The sequence below is a fragment of the Cellulosimicrobium sp. MI9406 genome, from assembly GCF_040595865.1.
Classification (GTDB): Bacteria; Actinomycetota; Actinomycetes; order Actinomycetales; family Cellulomonadaceae; genus Cellulosimicrobium; species Cellulosimicrobium funkei.
This window is the reverse complement of sequence record NZ_JALIZI010000002.1, coordinates 399,422-418,248: the sequence shown is the minus strand read 5'-3', so window position 1 is coordinate 418,248 and position 18,827 is coordinate 399,422. Positions and strand designations below refer to the sequence as shown.

Genomic DNA, 18,827 nt, shown 5'->3' with positions numbered 1-18,827 from the left:
TCTCCGACCTCCCCGACGGCACCGGTCACGCCGGGCGCGGCCTCGCGCGCCACGACGTCCCGGGCCCGCTGCGCGACGACGTCCGCCTGCTCGGCGGCCTGCTCGGCACCGTGCTGCGCGAGACGGGCGGCCAGGACCTGCTCGACGACGTCGAGCGGCTCCGCGAGCTCTCGATCCGCGCGTACGACGACCGGTCGGGCGCGGTGCTCGCCGAGGCCGAGGCGCTCGTCGAGGGCCTGTCCATGGCGCGCGCCGAGCAGGTCGCCCGGGCCTTCACGTGCTACTTCCACCTCGCGAACCTCGCGGAGGAGTACCACCGCGTGCGCGTCCTGCGCGAGCGCGAGGCGGAGTTCGCGACCCGCGCCACGACGCCGGACGACTCGCTGCCCGAGGCGTTCGAGCAGCTCGTCGGCGAGGTCGGGCGCGAGGAGGCGCTGCGCCGGCTGCGTCGCCTCGAGTTCCGCCCCGTGCTCACCGCGCACCCCACGGAGGCGCGCCGTCGTGCGGTCTCCGGCGCGGTGCGGCGCATCGCGACGCTCCTCGACGAGCGGGACGCGCAGCGCCTCGGCGGCACGTCGCTCGCGGAGAACGAGCGTCGTCTCCTCGCCGAGATCGACACGATGTGGCGCACCGCCCCCATCCGCGAGCACAAGCCGTCGGTCCTCGACGAGGTGAAGACGGCGCTCGGCGTGTTCGACGCGACGATGTTCGACACGTTCCCCACCGTCTACCGCCGCCTGGACGACTGGCTGCTGGGCGACGAGGCGGGGCGCGAGGAGCCGCTCGTGCGGCCGTTCGTCAGCCTGGGCACGTGGATCGGCGGCGACCGCGACGGCAACCCGAACGTCACGGCCGACGTCACGCGCCAGGCCGCGGCGATCGCCGCCGACCACGCGCTCGCGGCGCTCGAGCAGCAGGCGCGCGCCGTCGGGCGCAAGCTCACGCTCGACCAGGACGGCACGCCGCCGTCGGACGGCCTGCGCGCCCTGTGGGAGCGCCAGCGCCGGCTCTCGGAGGCGGTCACCGTCGCCGCGTCGGAGGCGTCGCCGCGCGAGCCGCACCGCGCGGTCCTGCTCGTCGTCGCGGACCGCATCGCCGCGACGCGGGCCCGCAACGCCGACCTCGCCTACCCGAACGCCGAGCAGCTCGAGTCCGACCTGCGGGTCGTCCAGGAGTCGCTCGTCGCGGCGGGCGCACCCCGCGCGGCGTACGGGGACCTGCAGCAGCTCGTGTGGCAGGTCGAGACGTTCGGGTTCCACCTCGCGGAGCTCGAGGTGCGCCAGCACTCCCAGGTCCACGAGGGGGCGCTCGCCGAGATCGCGGAGAAGGGCCTGCACGGCGACCTCTCCGACCGCACGCGCGAGGTGCTCGACACGTTCCGCGCGCTCGGCGCGGTCCAGCAGCGCTACGGCATCCGGGCCGCACGCCGCTACATCGTGTCGTTCACGCAGAAGCCGGAGCACCTGGCGGCGGTGTACGAGCTCGCAGAGCTCGCGTTCGAGGGCTCCGACGAGGCGCCCGTGGTCGACGCGATCCCGCTGTTCGAGACCTTCGCCGACCTCCGGGCGAGCGTCGACATCCTCGAGTCCATGCTCACGCTGCCGCAGGTGCAGCGTCGGCTCGCCGAGAACGGGCGCCGCGTCGAGGTCATGCTCGGCTACTCGGACTCGTCGAAGGACGTCGGCCCGGTGTCCGCGACCCTCGCCCTGCACGACGCGCAGAGCCGCATCGCGCAGTGGGCCGAGCGCCACGGCATCACGCTCACGCTGTTCCACGGCCGCGGCGGTGCGCTCGGCCGCGGCGGCGGCCCGGCGAACCGTGCCGTGCTCGCCCAGCCCCCGGGCTCGGTCGACGGCCGCTTCAAGCTCACCGAGCAGGGCGAGGTCATCCTCGCGCGCTACGGCGACCCGACGATCGCGTCGCGCCACATCGAGCAGGTCGCCGCGGCGACGCTGCTCGCGTCGGCGCCGTCGACGGAGAAGCGCAACGCCGAGGCGACCGAGCGCTACCGCGACCTCGCGGCCGCGCTCGACGAGTCGTCGCGCCGCCGGTTCCACGAGCTCGTGCGCGCGGACGGGTTCCCGCAGTGGTTCTCGCAGGTGACCCCGCTCGAGGAGGTCGGTCTCCTGCCGATCGGCTCCCGCCCGGCACGTCGCGGCCTGTCGGTCTCGTCCCTCGACGACCTGCGCGCGATCCCGTGGGTGTTCTCCTGGTCGCAGGCGCGCATCAACCTCGCGGGCTGGTACGGGCTCGGCACGGCGCTGCGCGACTTCGGCGACCTCGTGCTGCTGCGCGAGGCGCACCGCGAGTGGCCGCTCTTCGCGACGCTGCTGGACAACGTCGAGATGTCGCTCGCCAAGACGGACGAGCGCATCGCCGAGCGGTACCTCGCGCTCGGGGACCGCGACGACCTCGCGCAGGCGATCCTCGACGAGCTGCGCCTCACGCGCGAGCAGGTCCTCGCGGTGACGGAGAACGCGTGGCCGCTCGCCGGCCGGCGCGTGCTGGGCCGTGCGGTCCAGCTCCGCAGCCCGTACGTCGACGCGCTCTCGCTGCTCCAGGTCCGCGCGCTGCGCGGCCTGCGCTCTGGCGCGGAGGGCCCTGTCAAGGACGAGCTCCAGCACCTGCTGCTGCTCACCGTCAACGGGGTCGCGGCCGGCCTGCAGAACACCGGCTGAGGTCCGGCGCCCGCCACGACGGCCGTCACGTCGACCCGCGACCGGGTCCGTGGCGGCCGTCGTCGTCTGGACAGCCGTCCAGTTGTTGAATGAATCCTCAACCATCGCCCGGGTGAACGGCCGCTCACGGGGTTCTGGGTAAAGTCTTCGCCAGAGGCCTACCAGCCGCCGCTATCCGTGGGGTACTCTGGCGACGACCGACCACGCCGGAGTCCTGCTGTCGCCCGACGACGTACGAGAGCAGGGGCCGACAGGTCGGGGCGTCGGGCAGGAGGCGCGGCACTCGTCGGGGTGGGCGAGGCAAGGCGGGACGAAGGGCGGGGCAGTGTTGGTACAGGAGCTCGAACGCAGCGACACCGGGGCAGGGACGGGCGGCATCCGGCTGCTCGAAGAACGCGACGCGAGCGTCGTGGACATGTGGGGCGAGATCGACGTCGCCCTGCGCAGCGAGGCGAGCGCCGCGCTCGCCAACGCTCTCGAACGCGACGTACCCGTGGTCATCGACACGTCCAAGGTGACGTTCATGGACTCGACGGGCATCGCGTTCCTCGTGCAGTTCTACACGATCGGCTCCGAGGAGGGGCTGTCCGTGACGCTGCGCAACCCGCCGACGGTCGTCACCGACGTCCTGGAGATGCTCGGCGTCATCGAGATCTTCGGCACCGAGCACCACGAGGTCAGCCCGGCCTGAGGGCCCCGGCGAGCCCGGCCCCTCGGGACCGGGCTCGGACCGTGGGCACGATCGTCAGACGGCGTCGGCCGCGAGCGACGCGGCGCCCACGATGCCCGCTGCGTTGCGCAGCTGGGCGGGCACGATCGGCGCCCGCAGGTGCAGCAGCGGCAGGAAGTGCTCGTGCTTCTTGCTCACGCCGCCGCCCACGACGATGAGGTCGGGCGAGAACAGGTCCTCGACGACCCCGAAGTAGCGCTGGAGCCGCTCGGCCCACTGCGCCCAGTCGAGGTCCTCGCGGTCGCGCGCGGCGTCGGAGGCCCGGGTCTCGGCGTCGTACCCGTCGATCTCCAGGTGCCCGAGCTCCGTGTTGGGGAGCAGGTGGCCCTCGACGAGGATCGCGCTGCCGATGCCGGTGCCGAGCGTCGCGACGAGCACGACGCCGTCCGCGTCGCGCGCGGCGCCGTAACGCACCTCGCCCACGCCCGCGGCGTCGGCGTCGTTGACGGCGACGACGTGCCGTCCCGTCTCGCGCGCGACGAGCGCCGGGAGGTCGACGCCCGTCCACGACTTGTCGAGGTTGGCGATGAACCGCACGACGCCGTGCTGGAGCGGGGCGGGGAACGCGACGCCGATCGGCACGTCCTGCGGGAGGTCGTAGGCGCCCACGAGCTCGGCGATCACCTCCGCGACGGCCTGCGGCGTCGACGGCTGGGGGGTGGGGATGCGGTGCCGCTCCTGCGCGAACTCGCCCGTGGCGAGGTCGACCGGGGCGCCCTTGATGCCGCTGCCGCCGACGTCGATGCCGAAGGCGGTGCGGGGGCGCGGACGGTCCGCGGGGGGTGCGGCGTGCGAGTCCTGGTGGGCGTTCATGGCAGTGTGAGGATCTCCGCTCCGTCGTCGGTCACCAGCAGCGTGTGCTCGAACTGCGCGGTCCGCGAGGCGTCCGCGGTGACTACCGTCCACCCGTCGTCCCACATCCGCCACTCGGACGTGCCGAGCGTGAGCATGGGCTCGATGGTGAAGACCATCCCGGGCTCGATCACGGTCGCGTGGTCGGGCGCCGCGTCGTAGTGCGGCACGACGAGCCCCGAGTGGAACGCGCGCCCCACGCCGTGGCCCGTGTACTCGCGCACGACCCCGTACCCGAAGCGGGCGGCGTAGCGCTCGATGACACGACCGACGACGTTGATCTGGCGGCCGGGCGCGACGGCCTTGATGCCGCGGGCGAGCGCCTCGCGCGTGCGCTCGACGAGCAGCGCCGACTCCGGGTCCACCTCCCCGACGGTGAAGGTGGCGTTCGTGTCGCCGTGCACGCCGCCCACGTAGGCGGTGATGTCGACGTTGACGATGTCGCCCTCGACGAGCTCGGTGGAGTCCGGGATGCCGTGACACACGACCTCGTTGAGCGAGGTGCACAGCGACTTGGGGAACCCGCGGTAGCCGAGCGTCGACGGGTAGGCGCCGTGGTCGAGGAGGAACTCGTGGCCCACGCGGTCGAGCTCGTCCGTCGTGACGCCGGGGGCGACGTGGCGCTCGACCTCGACGAGCGCCTGCGCCGCGACGCGCGAGGCCGTCCGGATGCGCTCGACGGTCGCGGGGTCGTTGACCTCGCTCCCCTCGAAGGGCCGCGGTCCCGGCCGGCCCACGTACTCGGGGCGCTCGATCGTCGTCGGGACCTGCCGCTGGGGTCCCACGACGCCCGGCGTCAGGGGGCCACGGCGCCCGGGGCGTGGGGGAGCGGCGGCGTCGGGCGGGACGGGGGCGGTGCGCATGGCCGCCAGTCTACGAACGCGCGGGCGCAGTGGGCGGCCGGCCGGGCCGGGATGGGGGAGGATCGAGGCATGAGCACCGGATCACGCTTCAGCGACGACGGCGAGCCCGCGGCCACGGACGGGTACTACTACGACACGCGCACCGGCGAGGTGCACCGCGGCCCGAGCGCGTCGTGGTCGCACCGCATGGGCCCGTACCCGACGCGCGAGGCCGCCGAGAAGGCCCTGGAGACGGCGCGCGAGCGCACCGACGCCTGGGACGAGGAAGACCGCCGCGAGCGCGAGGAGTGACCCACGCCCCGCCGCCCGGCCCGCGCCGGGTGTGGTCGGGTCGTCTCGGCCTCCTCCTCGCGGGCCTGGCGGTGGGCGCGCTGGCGTTCCTCGTCGCGCTGCAGGTCCGCGCCGTGTCGGGGGCCGGCCCGACGACGGTCACCCCCTCGGGCGGGGCCGTGCCCGCCGCGCCCGAGCCCGCGCCGTCGACGGCGTCGCCCGACCCGACCGCTACGGAGACCGGGCCGGCGCCCCCGCTCGCGGGCGTGACGGTCGCCGTCGACCCGGGGCACAACGGTGGGAACGGGGCGAACCCGCTCGTCGTGAACGCGCCCGTCCCCGACGGCCGTGGCGACACCAAGGCCTGCAACACGGTGGGGACGTCCACGGACTCGGGCTACCCGGAGCACGCGTTCACGTGGGACGTGGCGGGGCGGCTCGCGGCACGCCTGACCGAGCTGGGCGCCGTCGTCGTGCTCACGCGCCCCGACGACGCGGGCGTGGGCCCGTGCGTCGATGCGCGCGGTCGGTTCCCGCAGGAGAACGACGCGGACGTGCTCGTCTCGCTCCACGCCAACGGCACGGAGGACCGCCGCGCGCACGGGTTCTTCGCGATCGTGTCCGACCCGCCCGTGGACGAGGCCCAGGGAGAGCCGAGCGTCACGCTCGCGCACGAGCTCGTGGCCGCGCTGACGGCGGCCGGGTTCGCGCCGTCGTCGGCGGTCGCGGCCGACGACGGCCCCGTCCAGCGACGCGCCGACCTGGCGACGCTCAACCACGCCGAGCGGCCGGCCGTGATGCTCGAGCTGGGGGAGATGCGCAACCCCGACGAGGCCGCGGTCATGGAGTCGGAGGAGGGGCGCCAGCGCTACGCGGACGCCGTCGCGAGCGGCGTCGCCGCGTGGGTCGCCGACGGCGGTGCGGGCGCGGGGTGACCCGGCGCCCGCACCGGGTGCTCAGCGGGCGAAGCTGTGCGCGTCGTCGGGGAAGGTCCCGCCGCGCACGTCGGCGGCGTAGTCGGCCGCCGCCTGGCCGAGCGCGGCGCCGATCTCGGCGTAGCGCTTGGCGAACCGGGGCGACCAGTCCGTCATCCCGGCCATGTCGGTCCAGACGAGCACCTGGCCGTCGCACGCGGCGCCCGCGCCGATGCCGATGGTGGGGATGCGCAGGATCTCGGTGACGCGCGCGGCCACCTCGACCGGCACCATCTCGAGCACGACCGCGACGGCGCCGGCCTCGGCCACGGCGAGCGCGTCCTCGCTGAGGCGCTCCGCGGCGTCGTCGCCCCGCCCCTGGACGCGCGGGCCGCCGAGCAGGTTCTCGGACTGCGGCGTGAAGCCGAGGTGCCCGACGACGGGGATGCCCGCGTCCGTGAGCGCCTGGATCTGCGCCGCGACGCGGCGGCCGCCCTCGAGCTTGACCGCGCTCACGCCCGTCTCCTTGAGGAACCGGACGCCGGTGGCGAGCGCCTGCTCGGGGCCCGCCTCGTACGAGCCGAACGGCAGGTCCACGACGGTGAACGCGCGGCGCGCGGCGCGCGCGACGGCGCGGGCCGGGGGGATCAGGTCGTCGACCGTGACGGGCAGGGTCGACGCGTGCCCGTGCATCGTGTTGCCGATCGAGTCGCCGACGAGCAGCATGTCGATCCCCGCGTCGTCGAAGATGCGCGCGGTCACCGCGTCGTAGGCGGTGAGCATGGTGATCTTCTCGCCGCGCGTCTTGGCCTCGGCGAGGTGGTGCACGCGGACGCGGCGCGGTCCCGTGCCGCCGGTCGCGGCGGGCTCGGGGGCGGTGTGAGCAGACATGACGGCCTTTCCTGGGTGCGGGAGGGGGCGGACGACGCGCGGGGTGCCGGCGTCGTCAGGCGAGCGGCTCGCGCCAGCGGTTCGTGATCGGCAGACGGCGGTCGCGGCCGAACGCGAGCGCGGTGACCTTGGGGCCCGGCGGGTACTGGCGGCGCTTCCACTCGGCGCGGTCGACGAGCGTCACGACCTTGTCGACGACCTCGGGGTCGAACCCGCGGGCGAGGAGCTCGGCGCGTCCCTCGGCGTGCTCGATGTAGGCGTCGAGGACCTCGTCGAGCAGGTCGTAGGGCGGCAGCGAGTCCTGGTCGGTCTGGCCGGGGCGCAGCTCCGCCGACGGCGGCTTGGTGATCGACGACTCCGGGATGGGCGGGATCTCGCCGCGGTCGAGCGCGGCGTTGTTGCGCCAGCGCGCGAGCTGCCACACGCGCGACTTGTCGACGTCCTTGAGCGGCGCGAACCCGCCGATGCTGCCCGCGTCGTAGATCGTGGCGTACCCGGTCGCGAGCTCGGACTTGTTGCCCGGCGCGATGACGAGGTGGCCCTCGCGGTTGGAGATCGCCATGAGGATCACGCCGCGCACGCGCGCCTGGAGGTTCTCCTCCGCGACGCCCTCGAGCTCGAGCTCGCCCTGGAACGCCTCGACCATGGGCGCGATCGGCTGGACGCGGTAGTCCGCGCCGAGCCGCTTCGCGAGGTCGGCCGCGTCGTCCTTGCTGTGGTCCGACGAGTACCGCGACGGCATCGACACGCCGACGACGTTCTCGCCCCCGATCGCGTCCGCGGCGACGGCGGCGGTGAGCGCCGAGTCGATGCCGCCCGAGACGCCGAGGACGACCGAGCGGAAGCCGTTCTTGCGCACGTAGCCCGCGAGGCCCGTCACGCACGCCCGGTACACCTCCTCGTCCGGGTGCAGCTCGGGGGCGCGCGGCCCGCGCGGCGAGCCGTCGGCGGGGAGCTCCCAGACGAGCAGGTCCTCCACGAACTGCGGCGACGAGGCGACCACCGTGCCCGCGGCGTCGGTGACGAACGAGCCGCCGTCGAACACGAGGTCGTCCTGGCCGCCCACGAGGTTCACGTACGCGACCGGGGCGCTCACCTCGCGCGCGCGGCGCGCGGCGAGGTCCGTGCGGACGTGCCCCTTGCCCTCCTCGTACGGCGACCCGTTGAGCACGAGCAGCAGGTCGAGCCCGTCGCCCGCCTCGTCGAGCGTCGCCATCTCCGCGACGGGGCCGCCGTCCTGCCAGATGTCCTCGCAGATCGCGATGCCGACGCGGCGCCCCTCGACCTCGACGACCGTCGTCGTCTCGCCGGGCGCGAAGATGCGGAACTCGTCGAACACGCCGTAGTTGGGCAGGTGGTGCTTGTCGTACGCGGCCTGCACGGCGCCGTCGCGCAGCACGACGGCGCGGTTGGTCGGCAGGTCGGCGGGGGAGCCCGAGGCCTCGCGCTCCGCGGCGCCCGCACCGCGCGGCGCGCCCGAGGTGCCCACGGTGCCGAGCACGACGGTGACCGCGCCCAGCCCCTCGGCGTCGAGCCGCGCCGCGATGTCCGCGGCGGCGTCCCACGCCGCGCGCCGGAACGACGCCCGCAGCGCGAGGTCCTCGATCGGGTAGCCGGTGAGGGTCATCTCCGGGAAGGCGACCAGCTGCGCGCCCGCGGCCGCGGCCTCCCGGGTGCGCTCGAGGACCAGGGCGGCGTTGCCGTCGAGGTCCCCCACGCACGTGTCGACCTGTGCCAGCGCGACGCGCAGATCAGCCATGCGTCCACCCTAGACGAGCAGGGCGGACGGCTCGTCCGGGGGCCCGCCCCGCGGCACGACGTCCAGGACACGACCGTGTCACCCGTTCGTCACACGGATCAGGCAGGATGTACCGCATGGACAGGCAGCAGGAGTTCGTGCTCCGCACGGTCGAGGAGCGCGACATCCGCTTCATCCGGCTCTGGTTCACCGACGTGCTCGGCATGCTCAAGTCGGTGGCGATCGCGCCGGCGGAGCTCGAGTCGGCGTTCGCCGAGGGGATCGGGTTCGACGGCAGCTCGATCGAGGGCCTCACGCGCGTGTACGAGGCCGACATGATCGCCAAGCCGGACCCGACCACGTTCCAGGTGCTGCCGTGGCGCGGCGAGCGGCACGGCACCGCCCGCATGTTCTGCGACATCCTCACGCCCGACGGCGAGCCGTCCCTCGCGGACAGCCGCAACGTCCTCAAGCGTGCGCTCGCCCGGGCGAGCGACAAGGGGTTCACGTTCTACACGCACCCCGAGGTCGAGTTCTACCTCTTCAACCAGCCGGCCGACGCCGGGTCGCCGCTCGTCCCCGTCGACCAGGGCGGGTACTTCGACCACCTCGCGCGCGGGAGCACGCACGACTTCCGGCGCGCCGCGATCACGATGCTCGAGTCCATGGGCATCTCGGTCGAGTTCTCCCACCACGAGGCGGGGCCGGGGCAGAACGAGATCGACCTGCGCTACGCCGACGCGCTGACGACGGCCGACAACCTCATGACGTTCCGCACGGTCGTCAAGGAGGTCGCGCTCGAGCAGGGCGTGTTCGCGTCGTTCATGCCCAAGCCGATGGCCGACCACCCCGGCTCGGGCATGCACACGCACCTGTCGCTCTTCGAGGGCGACCGCAACGCGTTCCACGAGCCCGGCGCCCAGTTCGAGCTGTCCAAGACGGCGCGCCAGTTCATCGCGGGCCTGCTCGTCCACGCGGCGGAGATCACCGCGATCACGAACCAGTACGTGAACTCGTACAAGCGCCTGTGGGGCGGGGCCGAGGCCCCCAGCTACGTGTGCTGGGGCCACAACAACCGCTCCGCGCTCGTGCGCGTCCCCATGTACAAGCCGGGCAAGGGCAACTCGAGCCGCGTGGAGTACCGCGCGCTCGACTCGGCCACCAACCCGTACCTGGCGTTCGCCGTCATGCTGGCCGCCGGGCTCAAGGGCATCGAGGAGGGCTACGAGCTCCCCGAGGAGACCGAGGACGACGTCTGGGAGCTCACCGACGCGGAGCGTCGCGCGCTCGGCATCAAGCCGCTCCCGCAGTCGCTCGACGAGGCGATCCGCATCATGGAGGGCTCCGAGCTCGTCGCCGAGACCCTGGGCGAGCACGTGTTCGACTTCGTGCTGCGCAACAAGCGCCAGGAGTGGGACGCGTACCGCGCGCAGGTCACGCCGTTCGAGCTGAAGCGGTTCCTCCAGGTCCTGTGAGCGGGTCCACGACGACGTCCGGTCGGTCCGGCGGGTCCCGCCGGCCCACGCTCACGGGTCGGCTCGCGCGGTTCGGCTTCGCCGACATCACGCGTTCGGCCGGTCTGCTCGCGGACCCGGACCTGGCGCTGCTGCTCGACCCGGGCGCCCGGTCCGTCGATGGTCCCGAGGCCGGCGCCACCGACCCGGCGGGCGTCGTCGACGACGAGCTGCTCGCCGCGTTCGGCCAGGCCGCCGACCCGGACCTCGCGCTCCTGCAGGTCGTGCGGCTCGCGGGCGCGCTGCGCCCCGACGTCGAGGCGCGCGGTGCGCTCGCGGACCTCGCGCGCGGCACCCTGCGGCCCGGCCCGGCCCGCGACCGCCTCCTCGCGGTGCTCGGGGCGTCGGTCGCGCTCGGCGACGACGTCGTGCGGCGCCCCGCGCTGCTCGAGGTCGTCGCGGACCCGGCGCCGGGCACCGGGGTGGCCGCGGGCGACGTGCGGGCCGAGCTGCTGCGCGCCGTGGGCGCCGACCCGGACGCCGCCGTCCCGGTCGCGGCCGAGCCGGGGCCTGAGCGGGTCGACGCGCTGCGCCGCGCCTACCGCGAGCGGATCCTGCGCATCGCCGCGACCGACCTCACCGTCACCGACCCCCTGACGCGCATGCCCGCGGTCGGTGCGGCCCTGGCCGACCTCGCCGCCGCCGCGCTCGAGGGTGCGCTCGCCGTCGCGCGCGCGGAGCTCGACGACCACGGTGCGGGGGTGCGACTCGCGGTCATCGGCATGGGCAAGTGCGGGGCGCGCGAGCTCAACTACGTCTCCGACGTCGACGTGATCTACGTCGTCGAGCCCGCCGACGGCTACGACGAGGAGCACGCCACGACCGTGGGGGCGCGCCTCGCGACGAGCCTCGCGCGCGTGTGCTCCGGCACGTCCGGCGAGCCCGCCCTGTGGCAGGTCGACGCCGCGCTGCGCCCCGAGGGCAAGCAGGGGCCGCTCGTGCGCACGCTCGCGAGCCACGTCGCGTACTACGAGCGCTGGGCCAAGACGTGGGAGTTCCAGGCGCTGCTCAAGGCGCGCACCGTCGCGGGCGACCGCGAGCTCGGGCTCGCGTACGAGGAGGCGATCGCCCCGTTCGTGTGGTCGGCCGCGGGTCGCGAGAACTTCGTCGAGGACTCGCAGGCGATGCGCCGCCGCGTCGAGGCGCACGTGCCCGCGGCGGAGGCCGACCGCCAGCTCAAGCTCGGCAAGGGCGGCCTGCGCGACGTCGAGTTCACCGTGCAGCTGCTCCAGCTCGTGCACGGGCGGTCCGACGACTCGATCCGCAGCCGCAGCACCCTCACCGCGCTCGCCGAGCTCGCCGCCGCCGGGTACGTGGGGCGCGAGCACGCGGCCCGGCTCGGCGTCTGCTACCGGTTCCTGCGCTCGCTCGAGCACCGCATCCAGCTCTTCCGGCTCCGGCGCACGCACCTGCTCCCGACGGCCGACGACGAGCTGCGCCGTCTCGCCCGGTCGCTCGGCATGCGGACCGAGGGCGCGGCGGGCCTCACCGAGCGGTGGCGCGCGACGCGGCGCGAGGTGCGCGGCCTGCACGAGGAGATCTTCTACCGGCCGCTCCTGCCGGTCGTCGCGCAGCTCTCGCCGGACGAGGTGAGCCTGGCGCCGGAGGCCGCGAAGGCGCGCTTCGCCGCCATCGGCTACCGCGACCCGGCGGGTGCCATGCGGCACGTCACCGCGCTCATCGAGGGCGTGAGCCGTCGCGCCGCCATCCAGCGCCAGCTCCTGCCCGTGATGCTCGGCTGGTTCGCCGAGGGCGCGGACCCGGACGCCGGGCTGCTCGCGTTCCGCACGCTCTCCGAGACGCTCGGCACGACGCACTGGTACCTCCAGCTCCTGCGCGACTCCGGGTCCGCGGCCCAGCGGCTCGCGCACCTCCTGGCGAACTCGCGCTACATGGCCGACGCGCTCGGCCGGTCGCCCGAGTCCGTGCGCTGGCTCGCGGGCGACGCGGACCTCGTCCCGCGCGGCATCGAGCGCCTCGCGGCGGAGACCGACGCGATCCTCACGCGCGCCGACGAGGTCGAGCCGGCCACGGTGAGCCTGCGCGCCGTGCGGCGGCGCGAGCTGGCCCGCACGGGCGCCGCCGAGCTGGTCGGGGTCGTCGACCCGGTCGACGCCGCGCGCAGCATCTCCGACGCGGCGGACGTCGTGCTCGCGGGCGCGCTCCGGGTCGCGGAGTTCGTCGCGCGCGACGAGCTCGGCTATGACGCGCCGGACCCGTCGTCCGCGCCGTCGCGGCTGCTCGTCGTCGCGATGGGGCGCCTGGGCGGCCGGGAGATGGGCTACGGATCGGACGCCGACGTCATGTTCGTGCACGACCCGGCGCCCGGCGCGGCCGGCGACGCCGCCCAGGCGTACGCGCTCGCCGCGGCGACGCGGCTGCGGCAGCTGCTGTCCGCCGTCGGGCCGGAGCCCGCGCTGCCCGTGGACGCCGACCTGCGACCCGAGGGGCGCAACGGCCCGCTCGTGCGCTCGCTGGCGTCGTACACCGAGTACTACGAGCGCTGGTCCAGCGTGTGGGAGGCGCAGGCGCTCCTGCGCGCGCGGCCCGTCGCGGGCGACGTCGCCGGGCTCGGCGAGGCGTTCACCCGGGTCGTGGACGAGCGGCGCTACCCGGCCGGAGGTCTCGACCTCGCGCACGTGCGCGAGGTGCGGCGCATCAAGGCCCGGGTCGAGGCGGAGCGGCTCCCGCGCGGCGTGGAGGCGTCGCGGCACCTCAAGCTCGGGCGCGGGGGAGTGTCCGACGTCGAGTGGACCGTCCAGCTCCTCCAGCTCCAGCACGCCCACGAGGTCCCCGCGCTGCGGACCACGTCCACGGTGGACGCGCTCGACGCCGCGGTCGACGTCGGGCTCGTCGACCCCGACGACGCCGCGACCCTCGGCGAGGCGTGGCACCTCGCGTCGCGCCTGCGCAGCGCGCTCGTGCTGTGGTCCGGGCGGACGACGGGCACGACGGTGGACGTGCTGCCGCACGACCGCTTCGCGCTCAACGGCCTCGCGCGCGTGCTCGACCTGCCGGGCGTCGACACGGGCGCCGAGCTGGAGGAGCACTACCTCCGCACGGCCCGCCGGGCCCGCACCGTCATGGAGCGCGTCTTCTACGGCGAGGACTGACCGGGGGCCGTGCGGGGACGGTCAGATCGTGCGCGGGGCGCGCGCGAGGTTGGCCCGCAGCTCGTCGGCGTCCTGCCGCGCGACGTACGCGGGGCGGTCGCGCTCGACGCGCCACGACTCCGCGAGCGGGCTCGTGTCGACGGTGTCGAAGCCGAGCTCGTCGTAGAACCGCTCGACCCACGCGGCGGCCTCGGGGAAGTCGCTCGACGTCGCCAGCGCGCGGCGCCCCGGCGTCCCGGCGGGCGTGCCGTCGGTCGTGATGTGCGGCGCCTGGATGTGGTTGAACGCCTTCGCCACCTTCGACGCCCGCAGATGCTCCTGGAGCAGGCCCGACGACGTCGCCTCGCCGCGGTCGAGCGCGTCGACGTGGCCGTCGCGCTCCCAGTAGTAGTTGTTCGTGTCGAGCACGATCTTCCCCGCGAGCGGCTCGACCGGGACGTCGCGGTACGCGTGGAACGGCACCGCCACGACGGCGACGTCGGCGGCCCGCGCCGCCTCCTCCGCGGTCGCCGCGCGCGCCCGCGGACCGAGCTCGGCGACGAGGTCGTCGAGCGTGCGGGGGTCGCGCGAGTTCGCGATGACCACGTCGTACCCCTGCCCGACGGCGGCCCGCGCCACCTGGGAACCGATGTTGCCTGCGCCGATGATCCCGAGAGTCGTCATGGTCATCGACAACGCGTCCGCGGCGTCACTATTCCGCACGGCTCGCCGTCCGGACCGTGTGGCATCCTGACGTCCGAGAGGGGGGGCCCATGATCGACCCGCTGGTCGCCACGTTCGCGATCCTGGCCCTCGCCGTCGTGGGCTTCATGACGAACCGCCTGCCGCTCGTCGTCGTCGCGCTCTTCGTGCCCGTCGCGCTGTGGGCGACGGGCGTGCTCCCGCTCGACGAGGCGCTGGGCGGATTCAGCGACCCGATCGTGCTCTTCATCGCGTCGCTCTTCGTGCTCAGCGACGCGCTGGACTCGACCGGCGTCACGGCGTGGATCGGGCAGTGGCTCGAGCGGCGCGCGTCGCTCGGGCGCGCGGGCCTGCTCACGCTCATGGTGGGCGTCGCCGCGCTGCTCGCCGCGGTCATCAGCATCAACGGCGCCGTCGCGGCGCTGCTCCCCGTCGCGGTGGTCGCGGCGGCGCGCGCCGGGATCGTGCCGTCGCGCATGCTCGTCCCGCTCGCGTTCGCCGCCGGCGCGGGGTCGCTGCTCACCCTCACGGGCACGCCCGTGAACATCATCGTCTCCGAGGCGGCGGCCGAGGCCGGCGGTCGCGAGTTCGGCTACTTCGAGTTCGCGCTCGTCGGCGTCCCGCTCGTCCTCGCCACCGCGGTGCTCGTCGTGACCCTCGGCGACCGGCTGCTGCCCGAGCGCGTCCCCGAGCACCTCGCCGACACCGCGACCGACCCGCGCGAGCGCGTGCGCTCGTGGCGCGAGAGCTACACGCCCGACCTCGACACGGGCCGCCTGTTCACCGGCGGCACCGGGGTCGTGGAGGTGGTCATCGCACCCCGATCGACCCTCGTCGGGCGCACCGTCAGCCCGGGCATGACGACGCGCGACGAAGGGCTCGTCGTGGTCGCCCTCCGGCGGGGCGAGGCGCACGCGTCGGCGTCCGACGCCGAGCGGGCCTCCGGGACGCTGACCCTCCAGCCGGGCGACGCCGTGCTCGTGCGCGGCCCGTGGGACGCGCTCCACCGGTACACGCAGTCGCCCGACGTGCTCGCGGTCGACTCGGCGCGCAGCCTGCAGCGCGGCGTCCCGCTGAGCCGCGGCTGGCGCCGCTGCCTCGCCGTGCTCGTCGTGACCATCGTGCTGCTCGCGACCGGCGTCGTGCCGCCCGTCATCGCCGGTCTGCTCGCCGCGGGCGCCCTGGTGGTCGGCGGGGTGGTCACCGTGCCGCAGGCGTTCCGTGCGATCTCGTGGGACACCGTCGTGCTCATCGCGGCGCTCATCCCGCTGTCCGCGGCGTTCGTCTCGTCCGGGGCGGCGGAGGCGATCGCCGGGCTCGTGCTCCGGCTCACGGGCGACGGGTCGCCGCGCCTCGCGCTGCTCGTGGTGTGCGTGCTCACGCTCGTGCTCGGGCAGTTCATCTCGAACGTCGCGACGGTGCTCGTCATGGCTCCCGTCGCGGTGTCGTTCGCGCAGACGCTCGACGTGAGCGTGCTGCCGTTCATGATGGCGCTCACGGTCGTGGGCGCGGCCGCGTTCCTCACCCCGATCGCCACCCCCGTCAACCTCATGGTCCTGCAGCCCGGCGGGTACCGGTTCGGCGACTACTGGCGCCTCGGCCTGCCGCTCGCCCTCGTCTTCCTCGCGGCAGCGGTCCTCTACGTGCCGCTCGTCTGGCCGTTCTGAGCCGCGAGCCCGTGACCGTCCTGCGGTCACCGTGGCACGACGTCGCAGGTCGTGGCACGGTATACCGCGTCGCGCGGGCACCGGGCCCGTGCCGACGTACCTGACACGGGGGAGTCGTCCATGGCGGAGACCACGAACGGCACGTCCTACGACGCGGTCGTCATCGGGGCGGGCTACTCGGGCCTGGCGATGCTGCACCATCTGCGCGAGATCGGTCTGTCCGTGCTCGTCGTCGACGCCGCCGACGGGATCGGCGGCACCTGGTGGGCCAACCGCTACCCGGGCGTGCGGACCGACTCCGAGTACCTCGCGTACGCGTACTCGTTCTCGCGCGAGGTGCGCGACGAGTGGGACTGGTCCGAGCGCTACCCGCGCGGTGAGGAGATCCGCGCCTACCTCGAGTTCGTCGCCGACCGGCTCGACCTGCGCCGCGACATCCGGCTCGGCGTCGCCGTCGAGCGGGCCGAGCACTCCGACGCGACGAACCTCTGGACCCTCACCCTCGCGGACGGCTCCCGGCTGCAGGCGACGTACGTCGTCTCCGCGACCGGCCTGCTCTCCCGGCCCCTGTACCCGGACCTGCCGGGGCTCGACACGTTCGCGGGGCCGGTCCACCACTCGGCCCGCTGGCCGCACGAGGGCGTCGACCTGGCGGGCAAGCGCGTGGGCCTGCTCGGGGTCGGTGCCTCGGGGATCCAGATGCTGCCGGAGCTCGCGGCCGTGGCGGAGCACGTCACCGTCTTCCAGCGCACCCCCAACTACGTGCTGGAGACGACGAGCCCCGCCGTGACGGCCGACGAGCTCGCCGCCCTGCGCGCCCGCTACGACGACGTCTTCGAGCGCGCCACGCGCCACCCCTTCGGTGTCCCCATGGAGATCCCCACGCGGTCCGCGCTCGAGGTCGACGCCGAGGAGCGCCGCCGCGTCTTCGAGTCCCGCTGGGAGGCGGGCGGCTTCCGGTTCGCCAACGAGTGCTTCACGGACCTCGTGTCCAGCCCCGAGGCGAGCGAGCTCGCGTCCGAGTTCCTGCGCGGCAAGATCCGCGAGGTCGTCGAGGACCCACGGACGGCCCGCCTGCTCACCCCGACGACGTACCGCTTCATGGGCAAGCGACCCCCGACGGGCCACGGCTACTACGCGGCGTACAACCGCGAGAACGTCGAGCTCGTCGACGTGCTGACCACGCCGATCACGCGCGTGACACCGCGCGGAGTCGTCGTGGGGGAGGTCGAGCACGAGCTCGACGTGCTCGTGCTCGCCACCGGCTTCGACGCCATGACCGGGGCGCTCACGGCGTTCGACGTCGTCGGGCGGGACGGCGTCACCCTGCGCGAGCGCTGGGAGCGCGACGGTCTGCGCACCTACCTCGGCATCTCCGTCCACGGCTTCCCGAATTTCTTCATGTCCCTCGGGCCGCAGACGCCGCTGTCCAACCTCACGGTGCCCGTCCAGCGCGGCGCGCAGTGGCTCCAGCGCGCGCTCGCGTACGCGCGAGAGCACGGCGTCGACCGGCTCGAGGCCACGCCCGAGGCGGAGGAGTGGTGGCGCGCCGAGACGGACCGCGCGGCCCGCGCGACCGTCATGTACGAGGAGGGCAGGAAGGCGGGCGCCTGGTTCGTCGGCGGCAACGTGCCGGGCAAGCGCGAGGAGATCGCCGTGTACCTCGGTGGCGGGCACGTCTACCAGGACGAGTGCGCCCGCGCCGCGGCCGAGCACTACGCCGGGTTCCGCCCCGGCACGGGGCTGCCGTCCTCCCACGTCGTGCGGCCTGAGGATGACCCGGAGACTGCGCCCGACGCCGGCTCGGCATCCGGGACCGAGGAGGCGCCGGTGGCCGCCGGGGTCGGCGGCTGACCGGCGGGCTCGGCGGCTGACCGGCGGGCTCGGCGGCTGACCGGCGGGTGCGGTGCGCCCCCTGCGTGCACCGCACCCGCCGCTCACGCCGCCGGACGTGCTGCGGCCGACCGGCCGCCCACGCCGCGGTCCGGACCGCTCAGCAGGTCAGTCCCGAGCCCGGGGCGACGCCCAGCACCTCGGTGATCCGCACGTAGCGGTCCACGCGGGACTGCACCGACGCCGGGTTGCCGCCGCCGCACTCGAGCGCGCCGTTGAGCGAGTTGATCGTCTGGCCGAAGCCCGCGCCGGACACCATCGCCTGGTGCGACGTCATCACGCCGGGTCCGTTCTGGGTGTTCCAGTACCAGAGCGCGGTCTGCCACGCGACGGACGGGTCCTCCTCGACGAGCCACGGGTCGTTGAGCAGGTCGAGGCCCAGGGCGTCGCCGGCAGCCTTGTAGTTGAAGTTCCAGCTGAACATGATCGGCCCGCGCCCGTAGTAGGCCGTCTGGCCCGCCGGGCAGCCGAACGGCTGGGAGTAGTCACACTTGATCCAGTAGTTCGCCTCGTTGATCTCCTTCACGTACCGGAGCCCGACCGACTCGAAGTCCGCGTGCGTGAGGAACGCCGCGGCCTCGCGCGTCCGGGTCTCCGGCGTCCCCGTGCTGGCGAACGCCGGGTACGCACCGAGCGCGTCGACGAACCCGTCGTACGTGTAGAACGGGTGCCGCTTCGGGAAGATCGCGTCGAACTCCGCGCGGCTCACCACGAAGTCGTCCCCGCCGCCCGTGCACCGGCCCGCGTCCACCCAGACGCTCGTCGACCCCGGCGTCTCGCGCTGGGTCCACCACCGCGCCGTCCAGTTCCGCCCGTGGTGCGACGCCGTCTTCCCGCCCGAGTACGCGGTCGTCGGCGACCACGTCGCGGCGCACGCGGCGGCGCTCGCGGCCTCGTCGGTGCTCGCGGGGGAGAGGCCCGTGCCCGCGCCCGCCGGGGCCGTGACGGACACGGCGAGGACCGCCGAGGTGAGGACGGAGACGACGGTGGTGAGGGCGCGCCGGAAGCGAGTGCTCATGAATC

General features: G+C 74.5%; 13 protein-coding genes and 1 pseudogene. 8 read left to right on the top strand and 6 right to left on the bottom strand.

The window, feature by feature from the left end:
• Window positions 1-68: 68 nt before the first annotated feature.
• Complete coding sequence (locus tag MT994_RS04910) at window positions 69-2,678, top strand: phosphoenolpyruvate carboxylase (protein WP_354805480.1); 2,610 nt, start codon at window positions 69-71, stop codon at window positions 2,676-2,678.
• Between the two features lie 325 nt (window positions 2,679-3,003).
• Entirely contained in the window at window positions 3,004-3,369 is a 366-nt protein-coding gene (locus MT994_RS04905; RefSeq protein ID WP_021482430.1) for an STAS domain-containing protein, read from the top strand.
• 54 nt (window positions 3,370-3,423) lie between these two features.
• Here the strand turns inward: MT994_RS04905 and ppgK are convergent, their stop codons facing one another.
• A complete protein-coding gene (gene ppgK, locus MT994_RS04900) occupies window positions 3,424-4,221 on the bottom strand; it encodes a polyphosphate--glucose phosphotransferase (protein WP_021482429.1) in 798 nt (265 codons plus the stop codon).
• The gene (gene map, locus MT994_RS04895) at window positions 4,218-5,123 is read right to left on the bottom strand and encodes a type I methionyl aminopeptidase (protein ID WP_354805356.1); all 906 of its coding nucleotides are present in this window, start codon (window positions 5,121-5,123) and stop codon (window positions 4,218-4,220) included. The genes ppgK and map overlap by 4 nt, the downstream gene beginning before the upstream one ends.
• Before the next feature lie 69 nt (window positions 5,124-5,192).
• Between map and MT994_RS04890 the strand changes: the two genes are divergently transcribed.
• Entirely contained in the window at window positions 5,193-5,414 is a 222-nt protein-coding gene (locus MT994_RS04890; protein WP_144682218.1) for an SPOR domain-containing protein, read from the top strand.
• Window positions 5,411-6,328 (top strand): N-acetylmuramoyl-L-alanine amidase, encoded by a 918-nt coding sequence (locus tag MT994_RS04885; RefSeq protein ID WP_354805355.1) that lies wholly within the window; start codon window positions 5,411-5,413, stop codon window positions 6,326-6,328. The genes MT994_RS04890 and MT994_RS04885 overlap by 4 nt, the downstream gene beginning before the upstream one ends.
• A gap of 21 nt (window positions 6,329-6,349) precedes the next feature.
• On the opposite strand, the gene panB is transcribed toward MT994_RS04885, so the two are convergent.
• Complete coding sequence (panB, locus tag MT994_RS04880; RefSeq protein WP_034653916.1) at window positions 6,350-7,198, bottom strand: 3-methyl-2-oxobutanoate hydroxymethyltransferase; 849 nt, start codon at window positions 7,196-7,198, stop codon at window positions 6,350-6,352.
• A gap of 55 nt (window positions 7,199-7,253) precedes the next feature.
• Window positions 7,254-8,957, bottom strand: coding sequence for an NAD+ synthase (locus tag MT994_RS04875; RefSeq protein WP_354805353.1), 1,704 nt, complete (start codon window positions 8,955-8,957; stop codon window positions 7,254-7,256).
• A gap of 116 nt (window positions 8,958-9,073) precedes the next feature.
• On the opposite strand from MT994_RS04875, the gene glnA reads away from it, so the two are divergent.
• Together glnA and MT994_RS04865 are read left to right on the top strand one after the other, a co-directional pair.
• A complete protein-coding gene (gene glnA / locus MT994_RS04870; protein ID WP_021483141.1) occupies window positions 9,074-10,411 on the top strand; it encodes a type I glutamate--ammonia ligase in 1,338 nt (445 codons plus the stop codon).
• Window positions 10,408-13,563 (top strand): bifunctional [glutamine synthetase] adenylyltransferase/[glutamine synthetase]-adenylyl-L-tyrosine phosphorylase, encoded by a 3,156-nt coding sequence (locus MT994_RS04865; RefSeq protein WP_354805352.1) that lies wholly within the window; start codon window positions 10,408-10,410, stop codon window positions 13,561-13,563. The genes glnA and MT994_RS04865 overlap by 4 nt, the downstream gene beginning before the upstream one ends.
• A 21-nt stretch (window positions 13,564-13,584) precedes the next feature.
• Here MT994_RS04865 and MT994_RS04860 read toward each other — a convergent pair.
• Window positions 13,585-14,271, bottom strand: a pseudogene (locus MT994_RS04860) (NAD(P)-binding domain-containing protein); the annotation flags it as partial.
• 44 nt (window positions 14,272-14,315) lie between these two features.
• Here MT994_RS04860 and MT994_RS04855 point away from each other — a divergent pair.
• Both MT994_RS04855 and MT994_RS04850 read left to right on the top strand, forming a co-directional pair.
• The gene (locus MT994_RS04855) at window positions 14,316-15,911 is read left to right on the top strand and encodes an SLC13 family permease (RefSeq protein ID WP_228485379.1); all 1,596 of its coding nucleotides are present in this window, start codon (window positions 14,316-14,318) and stop codon (window positions 15,909-15,911) included.
• Between the two features lie 120 nt (window positions 15,912-16,031).
• Window positions 16,032-17,765: an NAD(P)/FAD-dependent oxidoreductase gene (locus tag MT994_RS04850; RefSeq protein ID WP_061268586.1), complete on the top strand. Its 1,734-nt coding sequence runs from the start codon at window positions 16,032-16,034 to the stop codon at window positions 17,763-17,765.
• Between the two features lie 139 nt (window positions 17,766-17,904).
• Here the strand turns inward: MT994_RS04850 and MT994_RS04845 are convergent, their stop codons facing one another.
• A complete protein-coding gene (locus MT994_RS04845) occupies window positions 17,905-18,822 on the bottom strand; it encodes a glycoside hydrolase family 19 protein (RefSeq protein WP_354805350.1) in 918 nt (305 codons plus the stop codon).
• Between the last annotated feature and the right edge of the window lie 5 nt (window positions 18,823-18,827).

What these genes read in the sequence shown, in the direction of transcription:
- MT994_RS04855 (WP_228485379.1), top strand. Translation starts at nt 14,316, where the DNA reads ATGATCGACCCGCTGGTCGCCACGTTCGCGATCCTGGCCCTCGCCGTC.
- MT994_RS04875 (WP_354805353.1), bottom strand. Translation starts at nt 8,957, where the DNA reads ATGGCTGATCTGCGCGTCGCGCTGGCACAGGTCGACACGTGCGTGGGG.
- ppgK (WP_021482429.1), bottom strand. Translation starts at nt 4,221, where the DNA reads ATGAACGCCCACCAGGACTCGCACGCCGCACCCCCCGCGGACCGTCCG.
- MT994_RS04850 (WP_061268586.1), top strand. Translation starts at nt 16,032, where the DNA reads ATGGCGGAGACCACGAACGGCACGTCCTACGACGCGGTCGTCATCGGG.
- MT994_RS04845 (WP_354805350.1), bottom strand. Translation starts at nt 18,822, where the DNA reads ATGAGCACTCGCTTCCGGCGCGCCCTCACCACCGTCGTCTCCGTCCTC.
- map (WP_354805356.1), bottom strand. Translation starts at nt 5,123, where the DNA reads ATGCGCACCGCCCCCGTCCCGCCCGACGCCGCCGCTCCCCCACGCCCC.
- glnA (WP_021483141.1), top strand. Translation starts at nt 9,074, where the DNA reads ATGGACAGGCAGCAGGAGTTCGTGCTCCGCACGGTCGAGGAGCGCGAC.
- panB (WP_034653916.1), bottom strand. Translation starts at nt 7,198, where the DNA reads ATGTCTGCTCACACCGCCCCCGAGCCCGCCGCGACCGGCGGCACGGGA.
- MT994_RS04890 (WP_144682218.1), top strand. Translation starts at nt 5,193, where the DNA reads ATGAGCACCGGATCACGCTTCAGCGACGACGGCGAGCCCGCGGCCACG.